The 19,024-nt window shown below is 67.2% G+C and carries 17 protein-coding genes and 1 tRNA gene; 16 read left to right on the forward strand and 2 right to left on the reverse strand.

From position 1 onward, the window contains the following. The 13 genes from ureC to AC07NY_RS12325 all read left to right on the forward strand — a co-directional run bounded on the left by ureC (position 1) and on the right by AC07NY_RS12325 (position 14,950). On the forward strand, positions 1-1,704 hold the full coding sequence (gene ureC / locus AC07NY_RS12265; protein ID WP_494584073.1) for an urease subunit alpha: 1,704 nt from the start codon (positions 1-3) through the stop codon (positions 1,702-1,704). 145 nt (positions 1,705-1,849) lie between these two features. Beyond that, entirely contained in the window at positions 1,850-2,902 is a 1,053-nt protein-coding gene (locus tag AC07NY_RS12270) for an urea transporter (RefSeq protein WP_494584074.1), read from the forward strand. A gap of 65 nt (positions 2,903-2,967) precedes the next feature. Continuing rightward, entirely contained in the window at positions 2,968-4,413 is a 1,446-nt protein-coding gene (locus tag AC07NY_RS12275; RefSeq protein ID WP_494584075.1) for a GntP family permease, read from the forward strand. A gap of 148 nt (positions 4,414-4,561) precedes the next feature. After that, positions 4,562-6,004, forward strand: coding sequence for a metal-dependent hydrolase family protein (locus AC07NY_RS12280; RefSeq protein WP_494584076.1), 1,443 nt, complete (start codon positions 4,562-4,564; stop codon positions 6,002-6,004). 232 nt (positions 6,005-6,236) lie between these two features. Next, positions 6,237-7,817: a sensor histidine kinase gene (locus tag AC07NY_RS12285; protein WP_494584077.1), complete on the forward strand. Its 1,581-nt coding sequence runs from the start codon at positions 6,237-6,239 to the stop codon at positions 7,815-7,817. Further along, complete coding sequence (locus tag AC07NY_RS12290) at positions 7,814-8,461, forward strand: response regulator transcription factor (RefSeq protein WP_494584078.1); 648 nt, start codon at positions 7,814-7,816, stop codon at positions 8,459-8,461. Before AC07NY_RS12285 ends, AC07NY_RS12290 begins: the two co-directional genes overlap by 4 nt. A gap of 62 nt (positions 8,462-8,523) precedes the next feature. Beyond that, positions 8,524-8,958: a response regulator gene (locus tag AC07NY_RS12295; RefSeq protein WP_494584079.1), complete on the forward strand. Its 435-nt coding sequence runs from the start codon at positions 8,524-8,526 to the stop codon at positions 8,956-8,958. A gap of 130 nt (positions 8,959-9,088) precedes the next feature. After that, positions 9,089-9,742: a hydrolase gene (locus AC07NY_RS12300; RefSeq protein WP_494584080.1), complete on the forward strand. Its 654-nt coding sequence runs from the start codon at positions 9,089-9,091 to the stop codon at positions 9,740-9,742. Positions 9,743-9,744: 2 nt separating this feature from the next. Beyond that, positions 9,745-10,581, forward strand: a complete 837-nt coding sequence (locus AC07NY_RS12305; RefSeq protein WP_494584081.1) for an alpha/beta fold hydrolase — start codon at positions 9,745-9,747, stop codon at positions 10,579-10,581. Positions 10,582-10,642: 61 nt separating this feature from the next. Beyond that, a complete protein-coding gene (locus AC07NY_RS12310; RefSeq protein WP_494584082.1) occupies positions 10,643-10,912 on the forward strand; it encodes a XapX domain-containing protein in 270 nt (89 codons plus the stop codon). Then, positions 10,912-12,909: an amidohydrolase gene (locus AC07NY_RS12315; RefSeq protein ID WP_494584083.1), complete on the forward strand. Its 1,998-nt coding sequence runs from the start codon at positions 10,912-10,914 to the stop codon at positions 12,907-12,909. The genes AC07NY_RS12310 and AC07NY_RS12315 overlap by 1 nt, the downstream gene beginning before the upstream one ends. A gap of 2 nt (positions 12,910-12,911) precedes the next feature. Beyond that, on the forward strand, positions 12,912-13,334 hold the full coding sequence (locus tag AC07NY_RS12320) for a DoxX family protein (RefSeq protein ID WP_494584084.1): 423 nt from the start codon (positions 12,912-12,914) through the stop codon (positions 13,332-13,334). Next, positions 13,331-14,950, forward strand: coding sequence for an MFS transporter (locus AC07NY_RS12325; protein WP_494584085.1), 1,620 nt, complete (start codon positions 13,331-13,333; stop codon positions 14,948-14,950). Before AC07NY_RS12320 ends, AC07NY_RS12325 begins: the two co-directional genes overlap by 4 nt. Positions 14,951-14,986: 36 nt before the next feature. On the opposite strand, the gene AC07NY_RS12330 is transcribed toward AC07NY_RS12325, so the two are convergent. After that, complete coding sequence (locus AC07NY_RS12330; protein WP_494584086.1) at positions 14,987-15,562, reverse strand: NAD(P)H-dependent oxidoreductase; 576 nt, start codon at positions 15,560-15,562, stop codon at positions 14,987-14,989. Positions 15,563-15,647: 85 nt separating this feature from the next. On the opposite strand from AC07NY_RS12330, the gene AC07NY_RS12335 reads away from it, so the two are divergent. Next, positions 15,648-16,535: a LysR family transcriptional regulator gene (locus tag AC07NY_RS12335; RefSeq protein ID WP_494584087.1), complete on the forward strand. Its 888-nt coding sequence runs from the start codon at positions 15,648-15,650 to the stop codon at positions 16,533-16,535. Positions 16,536-16,913: 378 nt separating this feature from the next. Here AC07NY_RS12335 and AC07NY_RS12340 read toward each other — a convergent pair. Continuing rightward, positions 16,914-17,000, reverse strand: a tRNA-Leu gene (locus tag AC07NY_RS12340). A gap of 286 nt (positions 17,001-17,286) precedes the next feature. On the opposite strand from AC07NY_RS12340, the gene AC07NY_RS12345 reads away from it, so the two are divergent. Both AC07NY_RS12345 and AC07NY_RS12350 read left to right on the forward strand, forming a co-directional pair. Further along, positions 17,287-18,291: a complex I NDUFA9 subunit family protein gene (locus AC07NY_RS12345; protein WP_494584088.1), complete on the forward strand. Its 1,005-nt coding sequence runs from the start codon at positions 17,287-17,289 to the stop codon at positions 18,289-18,291. A 20-nt stretch (positions 18,292-18,311) separates the two neighbouring features. Beyond that, positions 18,312-18,992: an HAD family hydrolase gene (locus AC07NY_RS12350; protein ID WP_494584089.1), complete on the forward strand. Its 681-nt coding sequence runs from the start codon at positions 18,312-18,314 to the stop codon at positions 18,990-18,992. Positions 18,993-19,024: the final 32 nt, after the last annotated feature.

Below are 19,024 nucleotides of genomic sequence, written 5' to 3' on the forward strand. Positions count from 1 at the left end.
ATGGCGCGCATCACCCGTGAAAACTACGCGTCCCTCTATGGGCCGACCAAGGGCGACCGCATCCGCCTCGCCGATACCGAGCTGGTGATCGAGATCGAGGAGGATCGCACCGTCTATGGCGAGGAGGTCAGCTTCGGCGGCGGCAAGGTTATCCGCGACGGCATGGGCCAGGGCCAGCGCAACGCTGCCGAGGTCGCGGACCTCGTCTTCACCAATGTGGTCATCCTCGACCACTGGGGCATCGTGAAGGCCGATGTCGGCGTCAAGGACGGGCGGATCAGCGCGATCGGCAAAGCCGGCAATCCCGACATTCAGCCGGGCGTCGACATCGTCATCGGCCCCGGTACCGACGTCATCGCCGGCGAAGGCAAGATCCTGACCGCTGGCGGCATCGACACCCATATCCATTTCATCGCGCCGCAGCAGGCCGAGGAAGCGCTCACCAGCGGCACGACCACGCTGGTCGGCGGCGGCACCGGCCCCTCGGTCGGCACGCTCGCCACCACCGTCACGCCCGGCCCCTGGTACATCCACCGCATGCTCGAGGCGGTCGAGGACCTGCCGATCAATGTCGGCCTGCTCGGCAAGGGCAATGCGAGCCTGCCCGAGCCGCTGCGCGAGCAGGTCCGGGCCGGCGTCATCGGCCTCAAGCTGCATGAGGACTGGGGTACGACCCCCGCCGCGATCGACAACTGCCTCTCCGTCGCCGACGAGATGGATATCCAGGTCGCGCTGCATTCCGACACGCTGAACGAGAGCGGCTTCGTGGCCGACACCTTCGCGGCGATGAAGGGCCGCGCCATCCACTCCTTCCATACCGAAGGTGCGGGCGGCGGCCACGCCCCGGACATCATCACCGCGGCCGGCCAGGAGAACATCCTGCCGTCCTCGACGAACCCGACGCGGCCCTACACGATCAACACGATCGACGAGCATCTCGACATGCTGATGGTGTGCCACCACCTCAGCCCGCAGATTCCGGAGGACGTCGCCTTCGCCGAGTCGCGCATCCGCAAGGAGACGATCGCGGCGGAGGACATCCTCCACGATCTCGGCGCCTTCTCGATGATGTCGTCGGATTCGCAGGCGATGGGGCGCATCGGCGAGACGACGCTGCGCTGCTGGCAGACCGCGCACAAGATGAAGGTGCAGCGCGGCCCCCTGCCGGAGGACAGCGAGCGCAACGACAATTTCCGCTGCAAGCGCTATGTCGCCAAATACACGATCAATCCGGCGATCACCCATGGCTTTGCCCATGAGATCGGGTCGATCGAGGTCGGCAAGCGCGCGGATCTCGTGCTCTGGAAATCGGCCTTCTTCGGCGTCAAGCCGTCGCTGGTGCTGCTCGGCGGCATGATCGCGACCGCCCCGATGGGCGATCCCAATGCCTCGATCTCGACGCCGCAGCCGGTGCATTACCGGCCGATGTATGCGGTCCTCGGCCGGGCGCGGGGCAAGACCGGCGTGACCTTCGTCTCGCAGGCGGCATTCGACGACAAGATCGGCGACAAGCTGCAATTGCAGAAGCAGCTCGTGGCTGTGAAGGGCACGCGCGGCGTCCGCAAGAAGGACATGATCCACAATTCGCTGACGCCGAAGATCGAGGTCGATCCCCAGAACTACCGGGTCCGCGTCGATGGCGAGCTGATCACCTGCGAGCCCGCGACCTCGCTGCCGATGGCGCAGCGCTACTTCCTGTTCTGAGGAAGAGGCGGCCGGTCGCTCGTGCCGTGCCGCCGCCACCATCGGCCCTGGAACGCCTGCTCCAGGGCCAGCCACGACCGCCGGGCCGATGCAGGTTGAACGGCCCGGCATGCGGCCGGGCTTGCCGTCGGAGGGGACGCTTTGCATGGATACGAGACAGCTTGAGGGGAATGCCGTCGCAGCCTTCGCGATCCATGTCCTGCGCGGCATCGGGCAGGTGGTGTTCCAGAACAACCCCGTGTCCGGGGCCATCATTCTTGGCGCGCTCTTCTTCAATTCCTGGATCTATGGCGCGATCTGCCTGCTGGGTGCGGTCGTCTCGACCCTGACCGCGCGGCTGCTCGATGCCGATAAGGGGTTGATCGCGGACGGCTTGTTCGGCTTCAACGGCGCCCTCGTCGGGCTCGCGCTCGTCGCCTTCACCAGCGCGAATTTCCGCACCGGCGCGGTGCCGTCCTTCCCCATGTTCGTCTACATCCTGTTCGCCGCCGCCATGACGAGCGTGGTCTTCTCGGCCATCGGCGCCTTGCTCCAGCCCCACAAGGTCGCGGCGCTGACGGCGCCCTTCGTCCTCGTCGGCTGGCTATTTCTCTTCGCGGTGCTGAAATTCGCGAATATCGAGGCCGGCCCGCTGGCGAAGCCGGTCTCGCCGGACCAGTACGCCCAGGCGGCGGCCTATATCCTGCCGACCTGGTACATGGGGATCGGCAACGCGATCGGGCAGATCTTCTTCCAGGACAACTGGATCGCCGGCTACCTGATCGTCCTCGGCATCGCCGTGAACTCGCGCATCAGCGCTGCGATGGCGCTCATCGGGGCGGGACTGGCCGCTGCGACCGCCGCAATCTTCGGTGGGCCTGAAGGGGCGATCCGCGACGGCCTGTTCGGCTACAACGCCGCGCTGACGGCGATGGCGCTCGGCGGCTTCTTCCTCGTCCTGACCTGGCGCAGCTTCCTCTACACGCTGTTCGGAATCGTCGTGACGACCTGGCTCTGGGCTTCCGTCGCGATCTTCCTGAAGCCGATCGGCATGCCCGTGCTGACCTCGACCTTCGTGCTCGTGACCTGGCTGATGCTGATCGGAGCGCAAGGCTTCAAGGCGCTGATCCCTGTCCTGCCGCCCGACGCGACCACGCCCGAGGACAATCGGCGCCGTCATCTCGCCGGCCGGGCAGCGACCGCCGGGCCGGCGCATTGATCATCGGGATTTCAGTCGCGCCGCACCGCCGGCGCGAAACGTGTTTTTGAGAAGGAGTTTCGGCTGTGGGACTGATTGGCATCCTTGTCGCCCTGGCGCTGCTGATGTGGCTCGCCTATCGCGGGTGGAGCATCCTGATGGTCGCTCCGATCGCCGGCCTTGCCGCCGCGATCCTGGCCGGCGAGCCCGCCCTCGCGCACTGGACGCAGACCTTCATGCCGGGCGCGGCCCGCTTCGTGGCGCAATGGTTCCCGATCTTCCTGCTCGGCGGCCTGTTCGGGAAGCTGATGGACGATAGCGGCTCGATCGCCTCGATCGCCAAATACCTGACGGAGCGCCTGGGCACGAAGCGGACCATTCTCTCCGTCGTGCTCGCCTCGGCCATCGTCACCTATGGCGGCGTCAGCGTCTTCGTCGCCTTCTTCGTGCTCGTCCCGATGGCGCAGCAGATGTTCAAGGCGGCCGACATTCCGCGCCGCCTGATGCCGGCCACCATCGGCCTCGGCGCCTTCACCTTCACGATGACGGCCCTGCCGGGCACGCCCTCGGTCAACAACGCGATCCCGATGCCGTATTTCGGCACGACCACCTTCGCCGCCCCCGGCATCGGCATCGTCGCCTCCTTGATCACGCTGGCCTTCGGCCTGTGGTGGCTCGCCCGCGCGGAAGCGAAGGCCCGTGCCGCTGGAGAGGGCTTCGGGGCGGTCTCCGAGGAGCCGGCCGTCATCGACGAGAAGCTGCGCGAGAAGGCCACGGTCGCCGGCGAATTCGACCCCGCCGAGCTCGACCATGGCAAGCGCGCGGAAGACCATCCGCCCTTCGTGCTGGCGGCACTTCCGCTCGTCGTCGTCATCGTCGTGAATTTCCTGATGGCGCTCGTGGTGCTGCCGCGGATGAATTTCGCCTTCCTGGCCGAGCCCTCCTGGGGCAGCACGTCGATCAACACGATCGGCGGCGTCTGGTCGGTGATGCTGGCGCTGGCGGCCGCGAACCTGACGGTCATCGCGGTGAATTTCCGCCGCATGCCCAATATTCGCGAGAGCCTCGACGCGGGCGCCAACTCCGCGGCGCTGCCGATGCTGACGATCGCGAGCCTCGTCGGCTTCGGCGCGATCATCGCTTCCCTCCCGGCGTTCAATCTTGTCCGGGACGCCGTCATCGGCCTCCCCGGCGGCCCGCTGATCTCGCTGACGGTCGCGATGAACACGCTTGCCGCGCTGACGGGCACGGCCTCGGGCGGCTCGGCGATCGCGCTGGCCGCGCTCGGCGATCACTTCCTCAAGCTCGCCGCGACCTATGGCGTCGATCCCGCGCTGATGCATCGCATCACCGTGATCAGCGCCGGCACGCTGGATGCCCTGCCGCATAACGGCACGGTGCTGATGCTGCTGCAGATCAGCAAGCTGACCCATGCCGAGAGCTACAAGGACATGGTCATGACCGTGATCGTCGGCGTGGTCATCTCGCTGGTGGCCGTGCTGTTTCTTGGCTCGGTCGTCGGCTCGTTCTAGGCGTATAGTCCGCCTGCTGATGAGCGGTTCGGGGCGGGCATCGAGCGAAACGACGATCCGATCGCCGCGATGCCGTTCCGGGCCCACCGCGGCTGCTGGCGAGGGCCTTGGCGGCAAGGTCGCCTGGCCAGCCTAAGGGAGAGATGCGATGCTGAGACTCGGTGAGAAATACGGGCATCTGGCTCATCGCGCCGGGTGCGGTTGCCACAATCCCGAACTGCACGCCGCTTCCCGCCGCCTCGAAACCCTGTCGCGGCGCGGCCTTCTCGGCGGCGCGGCGGCAGCTGCCCTGTCCGGCATGCTGCCCGGGCAATCCTCGGCGCAGACCGCCGCGCCGCCGACCAAGACCCTGTTCCGCGAAGCGCGCTTGTTCGACAGTGTCACGGGCAAGGTGCGGGAGGGCGCGCAAGTCCTAGTCGAGGGCAGCAGGATCGCCTCCGTCGATTTCAGCAATGCTCCCGCACCAGCCGGCGCGACCGTCATCGCCTGCCGCAACGGCGTCCTCATCCCCGGCCTGATCGACGCGCATTGGCACACGATCTTCGCCGCGGTGCCGCTCCCCATCCTGCTGAACGGCGATCCCGGCATCATCTATGCCTCCTCGACCGCCGAGGCCAACCGCACGCTCATGCGCGGGTTCACGACGGTTCGCGATCTCGGTGGTCCCGTCTTTTCCTTCAAGCAAGCGATCGATGCCGGCCTGATCCCCGGCCCGCGCATCTATCCGTCGGGCGCCATGATCACCACTTCCGGCGGCCACGGCGACCTCAGGTTGCAGACCGAGTTTCCGCGCGATGGCGGCCGCTTGAGCAAGGGCGAGCTGTTCGGAGGGGCCGCGATCGTCGACAGCGTCGGCGATTTGCAGATGCGCATCCGCGAGCAATTGCTGCAGGGCGCGTCGCAGATCAAGCTGATGGGCGGTGGCGGCGTCTCGTCGCCGCGCAGCCCGCTCGACATCCTCACCTTCAGCGAGGACGAGCTGCGCGCCGCGGTTGCCGTGGTGCAGGACTGGAACACCTATGCGACGGTGCATGCCTATACGACGCGCGCCGTTCGCCGCGCCGTGGCCGCCGGCGTGACGTCGATCGAGCATGCCCATCTCATCGACGAGGCCACGGCGCGGATGATCGCGGAGAAGGGCGTCTGGCTCAGCACGCAGCCCTTCCTGACCATGGCGGACGCGGCCTCACAGACCGGGCCGGGGACCGAGCGCGCCGAGCAGATCTTCGTCGGCACGCCGCAGCTCTATGGCTTCGCCCGCAAGTTCGGCATCAAGACAGCCTGGGGCTCGGACGTCCTGTTCTCGCCCGAGCTGACACCGCGCCAGAACATCATGCTCACCCATCTCAGCAACTGGTACAGCAACGCCGAAACCCTGCAGATGGCGACGGCGGGGAATGCCGAGCTGCTCGGCCTTTCCAACATGCGCAATCCCTATCCGGGCAAGCTCGGCGTGCTCGCGGAGGGCGCTTTCGCCGACCTGCTCGTGGTCGCGGGCAACCCGCTCGACGACATCAAGCTGCTTGAGAATCCGCACAGGAATTTCGCGGTGATCATGAAGGATGGCCGCGTCCACAAGAACACGCTGTGAATCACAGGGTTCGTCACCAAAGGAGCGGCTGGCTCGTCGCGTGTCGCTCGCGCCATCCCAGGACGGGCAGGCAACCCCGGTCCTGATCGCCGAGTTCGATGTCCTCGATCACGCGAAGGCCGAGTCCGAGATTGGCTCAGGCCCGGCCGCTTGCCGAAGAGATTGACGCAAGCCGGGGGATCGTGCGCGAACTCTCGCCAGTCCGGCCCCGGACGCGATTCAAGGCGAGGCGATGACCGCACAAACCGAGCGCTCGCCGCTGGCGTCGCCGCCCACTCCACGCCAGAACCTTCTGGCAGGCGGCCTGATCGCGCTGCTGATCGGCGTGCTGGCCGTGACCATCCCCTATGCGCGCCAACCCACGATCGGCACCGAGCCTTTCGTAGCCGCCTACGCCGCGGCGATCCTCATCGTCGAGTTGACCGCAGCCGCCCTGCTCTTCGCCCAGTTCGCCATTCAGCGCTCGCGCGCGATCCTGCTTCTGGCGGCTGGCTTCCTGTTCTCGGCCCTGCTCGCGATTCCCTGGGCCCTGACTTTTCCCGGCGTCTTCACGACGCTTGCTCCGGAGCCGGATCTGCAGGCGACAGCCACGATCGCGGCCTTGCGCCGCCTGAGCTTCCCGCTTTTCGTCCTCGCCTATGCGCTGCTCAGCCGGCGTCCCTGGCCTGGGTCCACGGAGCGCGTCCTCGCCGGCACCATCCTCGCAACCATGATCGCGGCTCTGACCTGCAGCCTGGTGATCGTCACCAATGCCGCGAAGCTGCCGCCCTTCATGGCGGATGCCCGCAGCGTCGCACGGCTCTGGAGCTATGTGCCCGCCGCTGCCGTCGTCCTCTATGTCGCCGGCTTGACCGCACTTGCCGCGCGCAAACGCACGACCCTCGATCTCTGGCTGATGGTCCTGCTCGTCACGCTGTTGAGCGAGATCATCCTCATTTCCTATTTCAGCGCAGCGGTCCGGCTGAGCGTCGGCTGGTGGGCGGGGCGCATCTATGGCCTGATCTCGGCCGGTGTCGTGCTGCTGGTGCTGCTTTCCGAGGCGACGACGGTCCATGCCCGGCTGGCCCGCGCCGAGATCGCCGAGCGCCGGGCTCGACAGAACCGCCTGACCGCAACGGAGGCCCTCTCGGCCTCCATCGCCCACGAGGTCAACCAGCCGCTGGCCAGCATGGTGACCAATGCCTCGGCCGGATTGCGCTGGCTCGACCGTGAGCAGCCTCAGATCGAGGAGATACGCGCGGCTCTGGAGCGGATCGTCGCGGATGGCCACCGTGCCAACCGCATCGTCGCCGGCATCCGCGCCATGTTCGTCAAGCCGATGCAGGAGCGCGCGCCGCTGGACCTCAACCGGATGATCGCCGCGACCCTCAGGCAGCTCGCGGGCGATGTCCGCCTTGCCCGTGTCGAGGTAAGGACGGCGTTCGACGGCGACCTGCCGCTCGTCATCGGCAACGCCCTCCAGCTCGAACAGGTCCTCTGCAACCTGATCGACAATGCCGTCGATGCGATGTGCGCGACGCCCGGCCAGCGCCTGCTCGTGTTGAGTTCGCGGCGCCAGCCTCATGGCGAGGTTCTCGTCGCCATCGCCGACAATGGCAGCGGTTTGGCAGAGGCCGGGCGCGACCGTATATTCGAGCCGTTCTTCACGACGAAACCGAACGGCATGGGGATGGGCCTGATGTTCTGCCGCACCGTGATCGAGGCCCATGGCGGACGGCTCTGGGCTTCCGACAACCAGCCGCGCGGTGCGGTCTTCCAGTTCACCTTGCCTGCCGCGGCCGGTCTCTCTCCCGGCGAGAGCGCCTCGCCATGACGGAAAGCGGCTTCCTCATTTACGTGGTCGATGACGATCCCGCGATGCGCGCCTCGCTGGAAAGCCTGCTGCGTTCGGTCGGCCATGACGTGCTCTGCTTCGAGACCGCACAGGCCTTCGCGGCGTCTACCCGCCCGGACCTGCCGGGTTGCCTCGTGCTCGATGTCCGCCTGCCGGGCCTGAGCGGGCTGGAGTTCCAGCGCGAGCTTGGCCGTTCGGCCAATCCGCTGCCGATCGTGTTCATCACCGGCCATGGCGATGTCCCGATGTCGGTGGCAGCGATGAAGGCCGGCGCCGTCGAGTTCCTGACCAAGCCCTTCCGCGACCAGGACCTGCTGGACGGCGTCCATCGCGCCATCGCGCAGAATCGGCAAGATCGCACCAAGGCCGCTGCTCTCGCCGAATTGCAGGGCCGTGTCGCGACCATGACCCCGCGTGAACGCGAAATCCTGCCGCTTGTCGCCGCCGGCCAGATGAACAAGCAGATCGCGCAGGCGCTCGGGCTGAGCGAGGTCACCATCAAGGTCCACCGGGCGCAGGTCATGCACAAGCTGCGCGCGAATTCGCTCGCCGATCTCGTGCGGATCGCCGATCGGCTGGCTCTCGCTGGCTCCGGGAACAGGTCAGGCGATACCCCGGTATAATTGCCGTCCCTGCGCATCGAAAGCAGGATGGCCGGATCACACGCCCCAAGGGGTCGGTTCGGATGGCCGGGCTTCCGCTGATTGCCATTGTCGATGACGACGCTTCGGCCCGCGCCGCCATGGCGGCACTGGTCGAAGCGATGGGTTTCGAGGCCTGCGTCTTTGCTGCTGCCACCGATCTCCTGACATCGAGCGTGCTCCCCGCCGCCTTCGCCGTCATCGCCGATCATCGCATGCCCATGATGAGCGGACTCGAACTCTGTCTCGAAGTGAAGGAGCGCGCGGCCTCCACGCGTGCGATTCTGATCACAGCCTATCCCGACGCGACCACGGAACGGCATGCCAGTCGCAGCGGCCTCGACGGCTATCTGGCCAAGCCCTGCGATCCCGAGGCGCTGCTGGCTTGCCTCGGGACGAAGCCGGCCGAACCTTCCCCGGATGGCTCCCGTGGACGCCACCCTATCCCTAGGCAGGGGCTGATCGACACCTCCGGATAATTGCCCCGATGGGAGCGCATTGCGTACCACTTCACAGCATCGGGCTTTGGATCGAAACGCCATGCTTCACGGGTCCGGCGATCGGCCCCGCCGAGCCCTTTCCGGACCATTCGCAAAAGGGGGACACGACATGCCGACCGCTAAAGCCGCTCCAGGCAAGCTCCTGCTGACGCCGCAGGATCACACGCTGATCATGATCGACTTTCAGTCGCAGATGGCCTTCGCGACCAAGTCGATCGACGCCGTCCAGCTGCGCAACAATGCGGCCCTCGTCGCGCATGCCGCGGCCGGCTTCGGCGCCTCGACCATCCTGACCACCGTGGCCGAGAAGAGCTTCTCCGGCCCGATGTTCGAGGAGATCGGCCGCGCTTTCCCTGGCCAGAAGATGCTCGACCGGACCTCGATGAACACCTGGGAGGATGCCGGCGTCATCGCCCGCGTCAACGAGATCGGCAAGGGCCGCATCGTGCTCGCCGGCCTGTGGACCAGCGTCTGCATCGTCGGTCCCGCGCTCTCGGCGATCGACCAGGGCTTCGAGGTCTATGTCATCGCAGATGCCTGCGGCGACGTCTCCGACGAAGCCCATGAACGCGCGATGGAGCGCATGGTCCAGGCAGGTGCGCGGCCGATGACTTCGCTGCAATATCTGCTCGAGCTCCAGCGCGACTGGGCTCGTACCGCAACCTACGACCTGACCACGGGAATCGCGAAGTCATTCGGCGGCGCCTACGGGCTCGGCATCATCTACGCGAAGACCATGTTCGGCGCTCAGGAAGGACACTGACCATGCCATTCGTCACGACGAAGGACGGCGTCGAGATCTTCTACAAGGACTGGGGGCCGAAGGACGCCCAGCCGATCATGTTCCATCATGGCTGGCCGCTGAGCAGCGACGACTGGGACGCCCAGATGCTGTTCTTCCTGCACAAGGGCTATCGCGTCGTCGCCAGCGACCGGCGCGGCCATGGCCGCTCCGCCCAGGTCTGGGACGGCCATGACATGGACCACTATGCCGCCGACGCCTCGGCTGTGGTCGAGCATCTCGACCTGAAGAACTCGGTTCATATCGGCCATTCGACCGGCGGCGGCCAGGTCGCGCGCTATGTCGCCAAGCATGGCGAACCGCAGGGCCGCGTCGCCAAGGCGGTGCTGGTCTCGGCCGTGCCGCCACTGATGGTCAAGACGGCCGGCAATCCCGGCGGCCTGCCGATCGAGGTCTTCGACGGCTTCCGCAAGGCGCTCGCCGACAACCGGGCGCAGTTCTTCCTGGATGTCCCGACCGGGCCGTTCTACGGCTACAACCGGCCAGGCGCGAAGGTCGACGAGGGCGTGATCAGGAACTGGTGGCGCCAGGGCATGATGGGCAGCGCCAAGGCCCATTACGACGGCATCAAGGCCTTCTCCGAGACCGACCAGACCGGCGATCTCAAGGCGATCAGCGTGCCGACGCTCGTGGCCCATGGCGACGACGACCAGATCGTTCCGATCGGCGCCTCCGCGCATGAATCGATCAAGCATCTGAAGAACGGCACGCTCAAGGTCTATCCGGGCTATCCGCACGGCATGCTGACCACCCATGCCGAGGTGCTGAACGCCGACCTGCTCGCCTTCGTAAAGGGCTGAGCCCGGCCGATACCCGCTCCGGGGCGGCCCTGCCGCCCCGGTCGCAGCCGTGGGGGATGCGATGAAGCTCTACCTGTTCTCGCTCGGCGCCGGCCTGCTCGTCGGCGTCCTCTACAGCCTGCTGAACGTGCGCTCGCCGGCCCCGCCCGTGATCGCGCTGATCGGCCTGCTCGGCATCCTCGCCGGCGAGCAGATCGTGCCGATCGCCAAGCGGTTGGTCTCGGGCCAGGGGTTCAGCCTCGGCTGGCTGCAGCGCGAATGCGGCGAGCATGTCTTCGGCGCGCTCCCGGCACGCCAGCCGATCGACGACAAGGACAAGGGACAGGCCTGATGACCCCGACGCGCCGCCAGACCACCTTCGGTGCCGCAGCCGGCGCCCTGACCGGCCTGCTCGGCAGCGCCAACGCCCAAACGCCCGGCCCGCAATCTACAGGCCCTGGAGCCCGCCCGATGACCGCCGATCTCATTCTCCGCAACGGCCGCTTCACGACGCTGGACCGCGGCAACCCGACCGCGAGCGCGGTCGCGGTCAAGGACGGCCTGTTCCTTGCGGTCGGCAGCGAAGCCGAAGTGACGGCCCATGCCGGGCCGGACACGAAGGTGATCGACCTCAAAGGCCGCAGCGCGCTGCCGGGCCTGATCGACAACCACCTGCACATCATCCGCGGCGGCCTCAACTTCAATATGGAGCTGCGCTGGGACGGCGTGCGCTCGCTGGCCGACGCGATGAACATGCTGAAGCGGCAGGTCGCGGTGACGCCGCCGCCGCAATGGGTGCGCGTCGTCGGTGGCTTCACCGAGCACCAGTTCGCCGAGAAGCGCCTGCCGACGATCGCGGAGCTCAACGCGGTCGCGCCCGACACGCCGGTCTTCATCCTGCACCTCTATGATCGCGCCTTGCTGAACGGTGCCGCGCTGCGCGCCGTCGGCTACACCAAGGACACGCCGCAGCCGCCCGGCGGCGAGATCACCCGCGACGCCAACGGCAATCCGACCGGCCTGCTGCTGGCGCGGCCGAACGCCAATATCCTTTATGCGACGCTGGCCAAGGGGCCCAAGCTTCCCTTCGACTATCAGGTCAATTCGACCCGCCATTTCATGCGCGAGCTCAACCGGCTCGGCGTCACCGGCGCGATCGATGCCGGCGGCGGTTTCCAGAATTATCCGGACGACTACGCCGTCATCCAGAAGCTCTCCGACGACAACCAGCTCACCATCCGCCTCGCCTACAACCTGTTCACGCAGAAGCCGAAGCAGGAGAAGGACGACTTCCTCAACTGGACGAAGACCTCGAAGTACAAGCAGGGCAGCGACTATTTCCGCCATAACGGCGCCGGCGAGATGCTGGTCTTCTCCGCCGCCGATTTCGAGGATTTCCGCGAGCCGCGCCCGGACATGCCACCGGAGATGGAGGGCGACCTCGAAGGCGTCGTGCGCATCCTCGCCGAGAACCGCTGGCCCTGGCGTTTGCACGCGACCTATGACGAGACGATCTCACGCGCTCTCGACGTCTTCGAGAAGGTTGACAAGGATATCCCGCTCAAGGGCCTGAATTGGTTCTTCGACCATGCCGAGACGATCTCGGAGCGCTCGATCGACCGCATTGCCGCGCTGGGCGGCGGCGTCGCGGTGCAGCACCGCATGGCCTATCAGGGCGAGTATTTCGTCGAGCGCTATGGCGCCGCCGCAGCCGAAGCGACCCCGCCGGTGGCGCGGATGCTGGAGAAGGGCGTCAGGACCTCCGCCGGCACCGACGCCACCCGCGTTGCCTCCTACAATCCCTGGGTTGCGCTTGCCTGGATGGTGACCGGCAAGACCGTCGGTGGCCTGCGCATGACGCCGCAGCGCAACTGCCTCGACCGCGAGACGGCGCTGCGGATGATGACCGAGAAGGTCACCTGGTTCTCCAACGAGGAAGGCGAGAAGGGCCAGATCGCGGTCGGCCAGTTCGCCGACCTGATCGTGCCCGACCGCGATTACTTCGCCTGCCCGGAGGACGAGATCTCGTTCATCAGCGCCGACCTCACCATCGTCGGCGGCAAGGTCGTCTATGGCATCAGGGACTTCGCCAGCGCCGACCAGAGCGCCCCGCCACCAGCGATGCCGGACTGGTCACCTGTCCGCACCTTCAAGGGCTACGGCGCCTGGGGCGAACCGGACGGCGCCGGCAAGAACTCGCTGCGCCGCGCCGCGCTGAGCAATTGCGGTTGCGCCAGTTCCTGCGGCGTCCATGGCCATGACCATGCCGGGGCCTGGTCGAGCAAGCTGCCGGTCGGCGATCTCAGGAGTTTCTGGGGCGCGCTCGGCTGCGCCTGCTGGGCGGTGTGAGCATGGCGGGCGACGGCCATCTCTCCACGCCAAAGACCGGTGCTTTGCGCTGGTTCGCACTGCTCCTGCTCTGCGCCGCCTATATCCAGGGGCCGGTGACCAAGATCCTCGATTTTCAGGGCGCCATCGCCGAGATGACCCATTTCGGCCTGACCCCGGCGCCGCTCTTCGCGGTCGGCGTGATCGTCTTCGAACTCACCGCCACCGCGATGATCCTGACCGGTCGTTGGCGCTGGCTCGCCGCGCTGGCCTTGGCCGGCTTCACGCTCGTCGCGACCTTCATCGCCATCCGCTTCTGGGAAATGCCCGCAGGCCAGGGGCGGATGATGGCGACGAACAGCTTCTTCGAGCATCTCGGCCTGATTGGCGGCTTCATTATCGTCGCGCTGGACGATCTCGGGCGCCGGAAGAGCGCGGCGCGATGAGTGCCGAAACAGCCTCGGGCTTCGCGCCGCTGCGCCAGAAGGTCTTCGCCGTGCTCTGGGCGGCGACGATCATCGGCAATATCGGCTCCTTCATGCGCGACGTCGCCAGCGCCTGGCTGGTGACCGACCTCTCCGGTGCGCCGGCCGCGGTCGCGCTGGTCCAGGCGGCGGCGACATTGCCGATCTTCCTGCTGGCGATCCCGGCCGGCGTGCTCTCGGACATCCTCGACCGCCGCAAGTTCCTGATAGCGATCCAGATCCTGCTCGGCTGCGTCAGCCTCTCGCTGATGGCGCTGGCGAGCCTCGGCCAGCTGAGCGTGCCCGCGCTGGTCGGCCTCACCTTCCTCGGCGGTGTCGGCGCGGCATTGATGGCGCCGACCTGGCAGGCGATCGTGCCCGAGCTCGTCGGCAAGGCCGATCTCAAGAGCGCGGTGGCGCTGAACTCGCTCGGCATCAACATCTCGCGCGCCATCGGACCGGCCTTGGGCGGGCTGATCCTCGCCGCCTTCGGCGCCGGCATGACCTATGGCGCCGACGTCGCGAGCTACGTCATCGTCATCGCCGCGCTGATCTGGTGGAAGCGCCCGCAAGGCGCCGACGATGCGCTGAGCGAGCGCTTCACCGGAGCCTTCCGGGCAGGCCTCCGCTACGCCCGGGCGAGCCGCGAATTGCATGTCGTGCTGCTGCGCGCGGCGATCTTCTTTGCTTGCGCCAGCGCCGTCTGGGCCCTGTTGCCGCTGGTCGCGCGCAATCTGCTCGGCGGCGGTGCCGGTTTCTACGGCGTCCTGCTCGGCGCGGTCGGTGCCGGTGCGATCGGTGGCGCCGTGCTGCTGCCGCGCCTGCGCGCCCGGCTCGATGCCGACGGGCTGCTGTTGCTCTCGGCCGTCGTCACCGCTGCCGTGATGGCGGCGCTGACGCTCGGCCCGCCGCAATGGCTCGCGATCGCCGTCCTGCTTCTGCTCGGCGCGGCCTGGATCGTCGCGTTGACGACGCTCAACGGCGTGGCGCAGGCGATCCTGCCGAACTGGGTGCGCGGCCGGGCTCTCGCGGTCTATCTCACCGTCTTCAACGGCGCGATGACGGCGGGCAGCCTGGGCTGGGGCGCGGTTGCGGAGGCTGCCGGTATCCGCGGCACCTTGCTCATCGGCGCAATCGCGCTCCTGGTCGCCGGTTTCGTCATGCATCGGATCAAGCTGCCGGCCGGCGAGGCCGATCTCGCGCCCTCCAACCATTGGCCGGAGCCGCTGGTCGCCGCCGAGATCGCCCATGACCGCGGCCCCGTCCTGATCCTGATCGAGTACCGCGTGCCGCAGGCCGATCGGGAGCCCTTCCTGCGCGCGATCAACGCGCTCTCGGTCGAGCGACGGCGCGACGGAGCCTATGGCTGGGGCGTCACCGAGGACACCGCCGACCCCGACAAGCTCGTCGAATGGTTCATGGTCGCGTCCTGGGCCGAGCATCTGCGCCAGCATCGTCGCGTCTCGAAGGCCGACGCCGACTTGCAGGGCGAGGTCAGGCGTTTCCATGTTGGGGAGGACGGACCCGTCGTGCGCCACTTCCTCCACCTCGATCCGCCGCCGAAAGAGGAGAGGGTGGGAGAGGGGGCGAAAGTATGACACGGCCGAAGCGTCTCCCGCCCGCCTTGCCTTGGATCAGGCGATTGCCCGCCGCGTAGCCGGCGTCGCGGCGATCCAGTTTTCCAGGGCAGCCGCGTAGCTGGCGGCAGCGGCCGCGAGCGCCTCGGGAGCGAGCTTGTCCGCCGCGTAGACGATGAACGGATCGGACCAGCCGAGTCCGCAGCGATGCGCGGTCGCGCGCAGCGGCGCCATGAGCTCGATCATCGGGAACATGTTGCGCCCGCCCGGCGTGTAGGCTTCCGGCACGTTGCCGGCCGTGGCCGCGATCAGCAGCGGTGTGCCTTCCAGCTGCCGGCCTTCCTGCTCGTAGGCGAGGTAGAACATGCGGGTCAGGACCGCGTCCTGCCAGGATTTCAGCAGGGCCGGGGTCGCGTACCACTGGATCGGGAACTGCAGCACGATGCGGTCGGCGCACAGGAGTCGGGCAGCCTCGCGCTCGCCGTCCCGGAACAGCTCGATCCCATCGGGATAGAGCGCCTGCATGTCGACGATCTCGACGCCGCGTACCTTGGCGGCAGCTGCGGCCAGTGCGGCATTAGCTTTCGAGCCCTTCAGGTCACGGTGAAACAGCAGGATGAGGGTCTTGGTCATGGTCGCCTCCTTTGCGATGGGGCGACTCTGTGACTGCAGTAAAAATTACTCCAATCGATTATAAATCTATCATATTATCTGCTTCATGAATTTAAGAGCAATCGACCTCAACCTGCTTGTCGTTCTCGATGCGCTTCTGGACGAGGCCCATGTCAGCCGCGCGGCGGACCGGCTGGGACTGTCTCAGCCGGCAGCCTCCGCGGCCCTGCAGCGCTGCCGGCACTTGTTCAGGGACGACCTTCTCGATCGCGGTCGCGGGACCATGCACCTGACGCCAAAGGCCGAGGCGCTGCGGGCCCCGCTCAAATCCTTGCTGGCAGGCGTGGCCGAACTGGTCGATCCTCCGGTGGTGTCGCTCTCGGAGATGCGCCAGACCATCCGGCTCACCACGGCGGACTACCCGGCGCTGTTCATCATCCCGCCGCTGCAGCAGGAATTGCAGCGCTCCGCGCCCGGGATCGACCTCGTGATCCAGCCCTGGCACGGTGCCGATGCTGCTCGCGCGGCCTTGATCGATGGCGCCAGCGACATCGCGATCTCGCTGTTCCCGCCGGCCGAGGATGACCTGCATCGTCAGGAACTTTTCGTCGAACACTATCGGGTCGTCATGCGCGCCGGGCATCCGGGAGCGGAGAGCTTCGATCTCGAAACCTGGCTGGCCTATCCGCACATCCTCGTTTCCGGCCGCGGCGACACACGCACGCCCGTCGATGCGGAACTCGCCGGGCGCGGCCTGTCGCGCCGTGTCGGACTCGTCGTGCCGAACTTCCAGATGGTGCCCGGCCTGCTGCTGGGCTCGGACATGATCGCGCTGCTTCCGTCACGCATCCTGGCCGATTTCGAGGGGCTCATCTCGTTCCCGCCCCCCGTTCCTGTCGCCGGCTTCCCCTTGCACCTGGCCTGGCATCGCCGCCGCGCGAAGGATGCCGCGCTTCAACATGTCGCCGGCATTCTCAGCGGGTTGTTGCGCTGAAGAGAACGGGGCCGGTCGATCGGCTGATCCGGCTGGAGAGGCCCACGATACGAGGCCTGATAGCGGATACGTTTCCGTTGCCGGCCGCGTTCGCTTGCACGTGCGTCGCTTGGCCCGGCGCCTGGAATGGTGGCTGGGCGCTTCAAGAAATCGGGGCAAGGACGCACCCCGCCGTGCATCATCGCAGCCAGGTCACGCATCGACCTCCGGCGAGGGCCCAAAAGGGCCTTGCTATCGTCATCTCAGGAAAATCGGTCCCCACTTGGTAGCGAGGGGACGAGGCATTGCAGGGGCCTTGAGGTGATGCCGCGATACTAAAGCGGATATCACCTAACCTCTTGTCAATGCGGAACTCTTTCTCCTGCTGAGAAGAAAGAGTGGTGCCCAGGAGAGGACTCGAACCTCCACGCCCTTGCAGGCGCCAGCACCTGAAGCTGGTGCGTCTACCAATTCCGCCACCTGGGCAACGGCGGTTCGTTTACGGGGGCCGAGTCGTCCTGTCAACGGCCCTGTCGCGGCGAAATGAATTTGTTTTCGCCGCCCTGTGGAAACCACCTTCGCGGATCATGCGGATTGCGGGCTGTTTTCCTCCGGAAGCGGCGGATCGGTGTCGAACAGGGGCAGGGCCGCGTCGCGGATAGGGCGGAACGCCGCAGGGGCGGGATAGGGGAGGCGCTGACCGCAAAAGGCATTTCCACTTTGGCGGAACATGATCTAGGAGGGCAGAAGCATTCTAAACGGAGCTTTCGCGATGGCTTCCCAGGCCCCGGCCCAGCAACTCGTCACGGTCTTCGGCGGCTCCGGTTTCGTCGGCCGCCATGTCGTGCGTGCGCTCGTCAAGCGCGGCTATCGGGTGCGCGTCGCCGTGCGCCGGCCGGATCTCGCCAATTTCCTCCAGCCGATCGGCAGCGTCGGCCAGATCCATGCCGTTCAGGCCAATCTGCGCTATCCCGCTTCCGTCGCTGCCGCCGTGAAGGGGGCTGATGCCGTCGTCAATCTCGTCGGCATCATGCAGGAGCAGGGCCGCCAGAGCTTCCCGGCCGTGCAGGCGAATGGCGCGCGCGCCATCGCGCAGGCCTGCGCCGCTGCCGGCATCGCCCGTCTGGTCCATGTCTCGGCGATTGGCGCCTCCGCCGAATCGGCGTCGATCTATGCCCGCACCAAGGCCGAGGGCGAGGCGGCGATGTTCGCCTCCGTGCCGGGCGCGGTCGTGCTGCGTCCGTCCGTGATGTTCGGCCCCGAGGATACGTTCTTCAACCGGTTCGCCTCTCTCGTCCGCATGCTGCCGGTGGTGCCGCTGGTCGGCGACGGCGCGACGAAATTCCAGCCGGCCTTCGTCGGCGACGTCGCCGAGATCGTCGCGCGCGCCGTCGATGGTGTCGTGGCGGGCGGCCGCGTCTACGAACTTGGCGGGCCGGAGGTGCAGAGCCTGCGCCAGATCTTCGAGGAGGTCTGCAAGGTGACCGGCCGCAAGCGCCTGCTCGCGCCGCTGCCGTTCCCGCTGGCGCGGATCATGGGCAGCGTCCTGCAGGTCGCCGACGGCCTGACGCTCGGCCTGATTCCGGACGAGCTGGTCATGACGCGCGATCAGGTCACGCTGCTCGAGAGCGACAATGTCGTCTCGGCTGAAGCCAAGGCCGAGGGCCGCGACTTCGCCGGGCTCGGGCTGGCGCCGACCTCGTCCGAGGCGGTCATCTCCTCCTATCTCTGGCGCTTCCGCAAGACCGGCCAGTTCGACGCGCTCCAGGCCCGCTGAACGGCGGACGGAGTAGCCCCGTGTCGTTCGATCTCGTCATCTACGATTGCGACGGCACGCTGATCGATACCGAGACGCTCTATGGCGAGGTCAGCCTCGCCATGTGCCATGAGGCCGGGCTGAGCCACTGGACGCTCGATCATTATGTTGATCAGCTCGTCGGCATCCCCTGGGCCGACGGCATGAAGATCATCGAGGCGGCGCTCGGGCGGCCTCTGCCGGCCGATTTCGAGACGCGTATCGAGGATGCGGTCGCCCTGCGGCTGGAAGCGGAGCTGCGCGCGCTTCCCGGCGTCCGCGAGGCGCTGACCGCGATGGCGGGGCGCCGCTGCGTTGCCTCTTCGACGGTGCTGGAGCCGCTCCGGCGCAATCTCGGGCTCGCCGGCCTGATCGACCTGTTCGATCCCCATGTCTTCTCGGCCTCGCAGGTGGCGCGCGGCAAGCCGGCGCCGGATGTCTTCCTGTTCGCGGCGTCGCAGATGGGGACTGAGGCCGGGCGCTGCCTCGTGCTGGAGGATTCGGTGCCGGGCGTGCTGGCGGCGAAGGCGGCGGGCATGCAGGTCGCGGGCTTCACCGGCGTCGCCCATGACAAGTCACGCATGCGCGAGCGCCTGCTGGCGGCCGGCGCGGCGGGCGTCATCGACGATTTCAGGGAATGGCCGGCGGAAGCGGCGCGCCTTGCGGGGCTGCGCGCCGCCTGAGCTGCCGGCCTGGGTCCCCGCCGGATCGCTCG

Source organism: Allobosea sp. GW821-FHT09G06, from assembly GCF_059416005.1.

Bases quoted from the DNA above. Each gene is read 5' to 3' on its own strand.
- AC07NY_RS12280 (WP_494584076.1), top strand. From the start codon at position 4,562: ATGCTGAGACTCGGTGAGAAATACGGGCATCTGGCTCATCGCGCCGGG.
- AC07NY_RS12310 (WP_494584082.1), top strand. From the start codon at position 10,643: ATGAAGCTCTACCTGTTCTCGCTCGGCGCCGGCCTGCTCGTCGGCGTC.
- AC07NY_RS12290 (WP_494584078.1), top strand. From the start codon at position 7,814: ATGACGGAAAGCGGCTTCCTCATTTACGTGGTCGATGACGATCCCGCG.
- AC07NY_RS12305 (WP_494584081.1), top strand. From the start codon at position 9,745: ATGCCATTCGTCACGACGAAGGACGGCGTCGAGATCTTCTACAAGGAC.
- AC07NY_RS12330 (WP_494584086.1), bottom strand. From the start codon at position 15,562: ATGACCAAGACCCTCATCCTGCTGTTTCACCGTGACCTGAAGGGCTCG.
- AC07NY_RS12295 (WP_494584079.1), top strand. From the start codon at position 8,524: ATGGCCGGGCTTCCGCTGATTGCCATTGTCGATGACGACGCTTCGGCC.
- AC07NY_RS12320 (WP_494584084.1), top strand. From the start codon at position 12,912: ATGGCGGGCGACGGCCATCTCTCCACGCCAAAGACCGGTGCTTTGCGC.
- AC07NY_RS12315 (WP_494584083.1), top strand. From the start codon at position 10,912: ATGACCCCGACGCGCCGCCAGACCACCTTCGGTGCCGCAGCCGGCGCC.
- AC07NY_RS12335 (WP_494584087.1), top strand. From the start codon at position 15,648: ATGAATTTAAGAGCAATCGACCTCAACCTGCTTGTCGTTCTCGATGCG.
- AC07NY_RS12300 (WP_494584080.1), top strand. From the start codon at position 9,089: ATGCCGACCGCTAAAGCCGCTCCAGGCAAGCTCCTGCTGACGCCGCAG.
- AC07NY_RS12325 (WP_494584085.1), top strand. From the start codon at position 13,331: ATGAGTGCCGAAACAGCCTCGGGCTTCGCGCCGCTGCGCCAGAAGGTC.
- AC07NY_RS12285 (WP_494584077.1), top strand. From the start codon at position 6,237: ATGACCGCACAAACCGAGCGCTCGCCGCTGGCGTCGCCGCCCACTCCA.
- ureC (WP_494584073.1), top strand. From the start codon at position 1: ATGGCGCGCATCACCCGTGAAAACTACGCGTCCCTCTATGGGCCGACC.
- AC07NY_RS12345 (WP_494584088.1), top strand. From the start codon at position 17,287: ATGGCTTCCCAGGCCCCGGCCCAGCAACTCGTCACGGTCTTCGGCGGC.
- AC07NY_RS12270 (WP_494584074.1), top strand. From the start codon at position 1,850: ATGGATACGAGACAGCTTGAGGGGAATGCCGTCGCAGCCTTCGCGATC.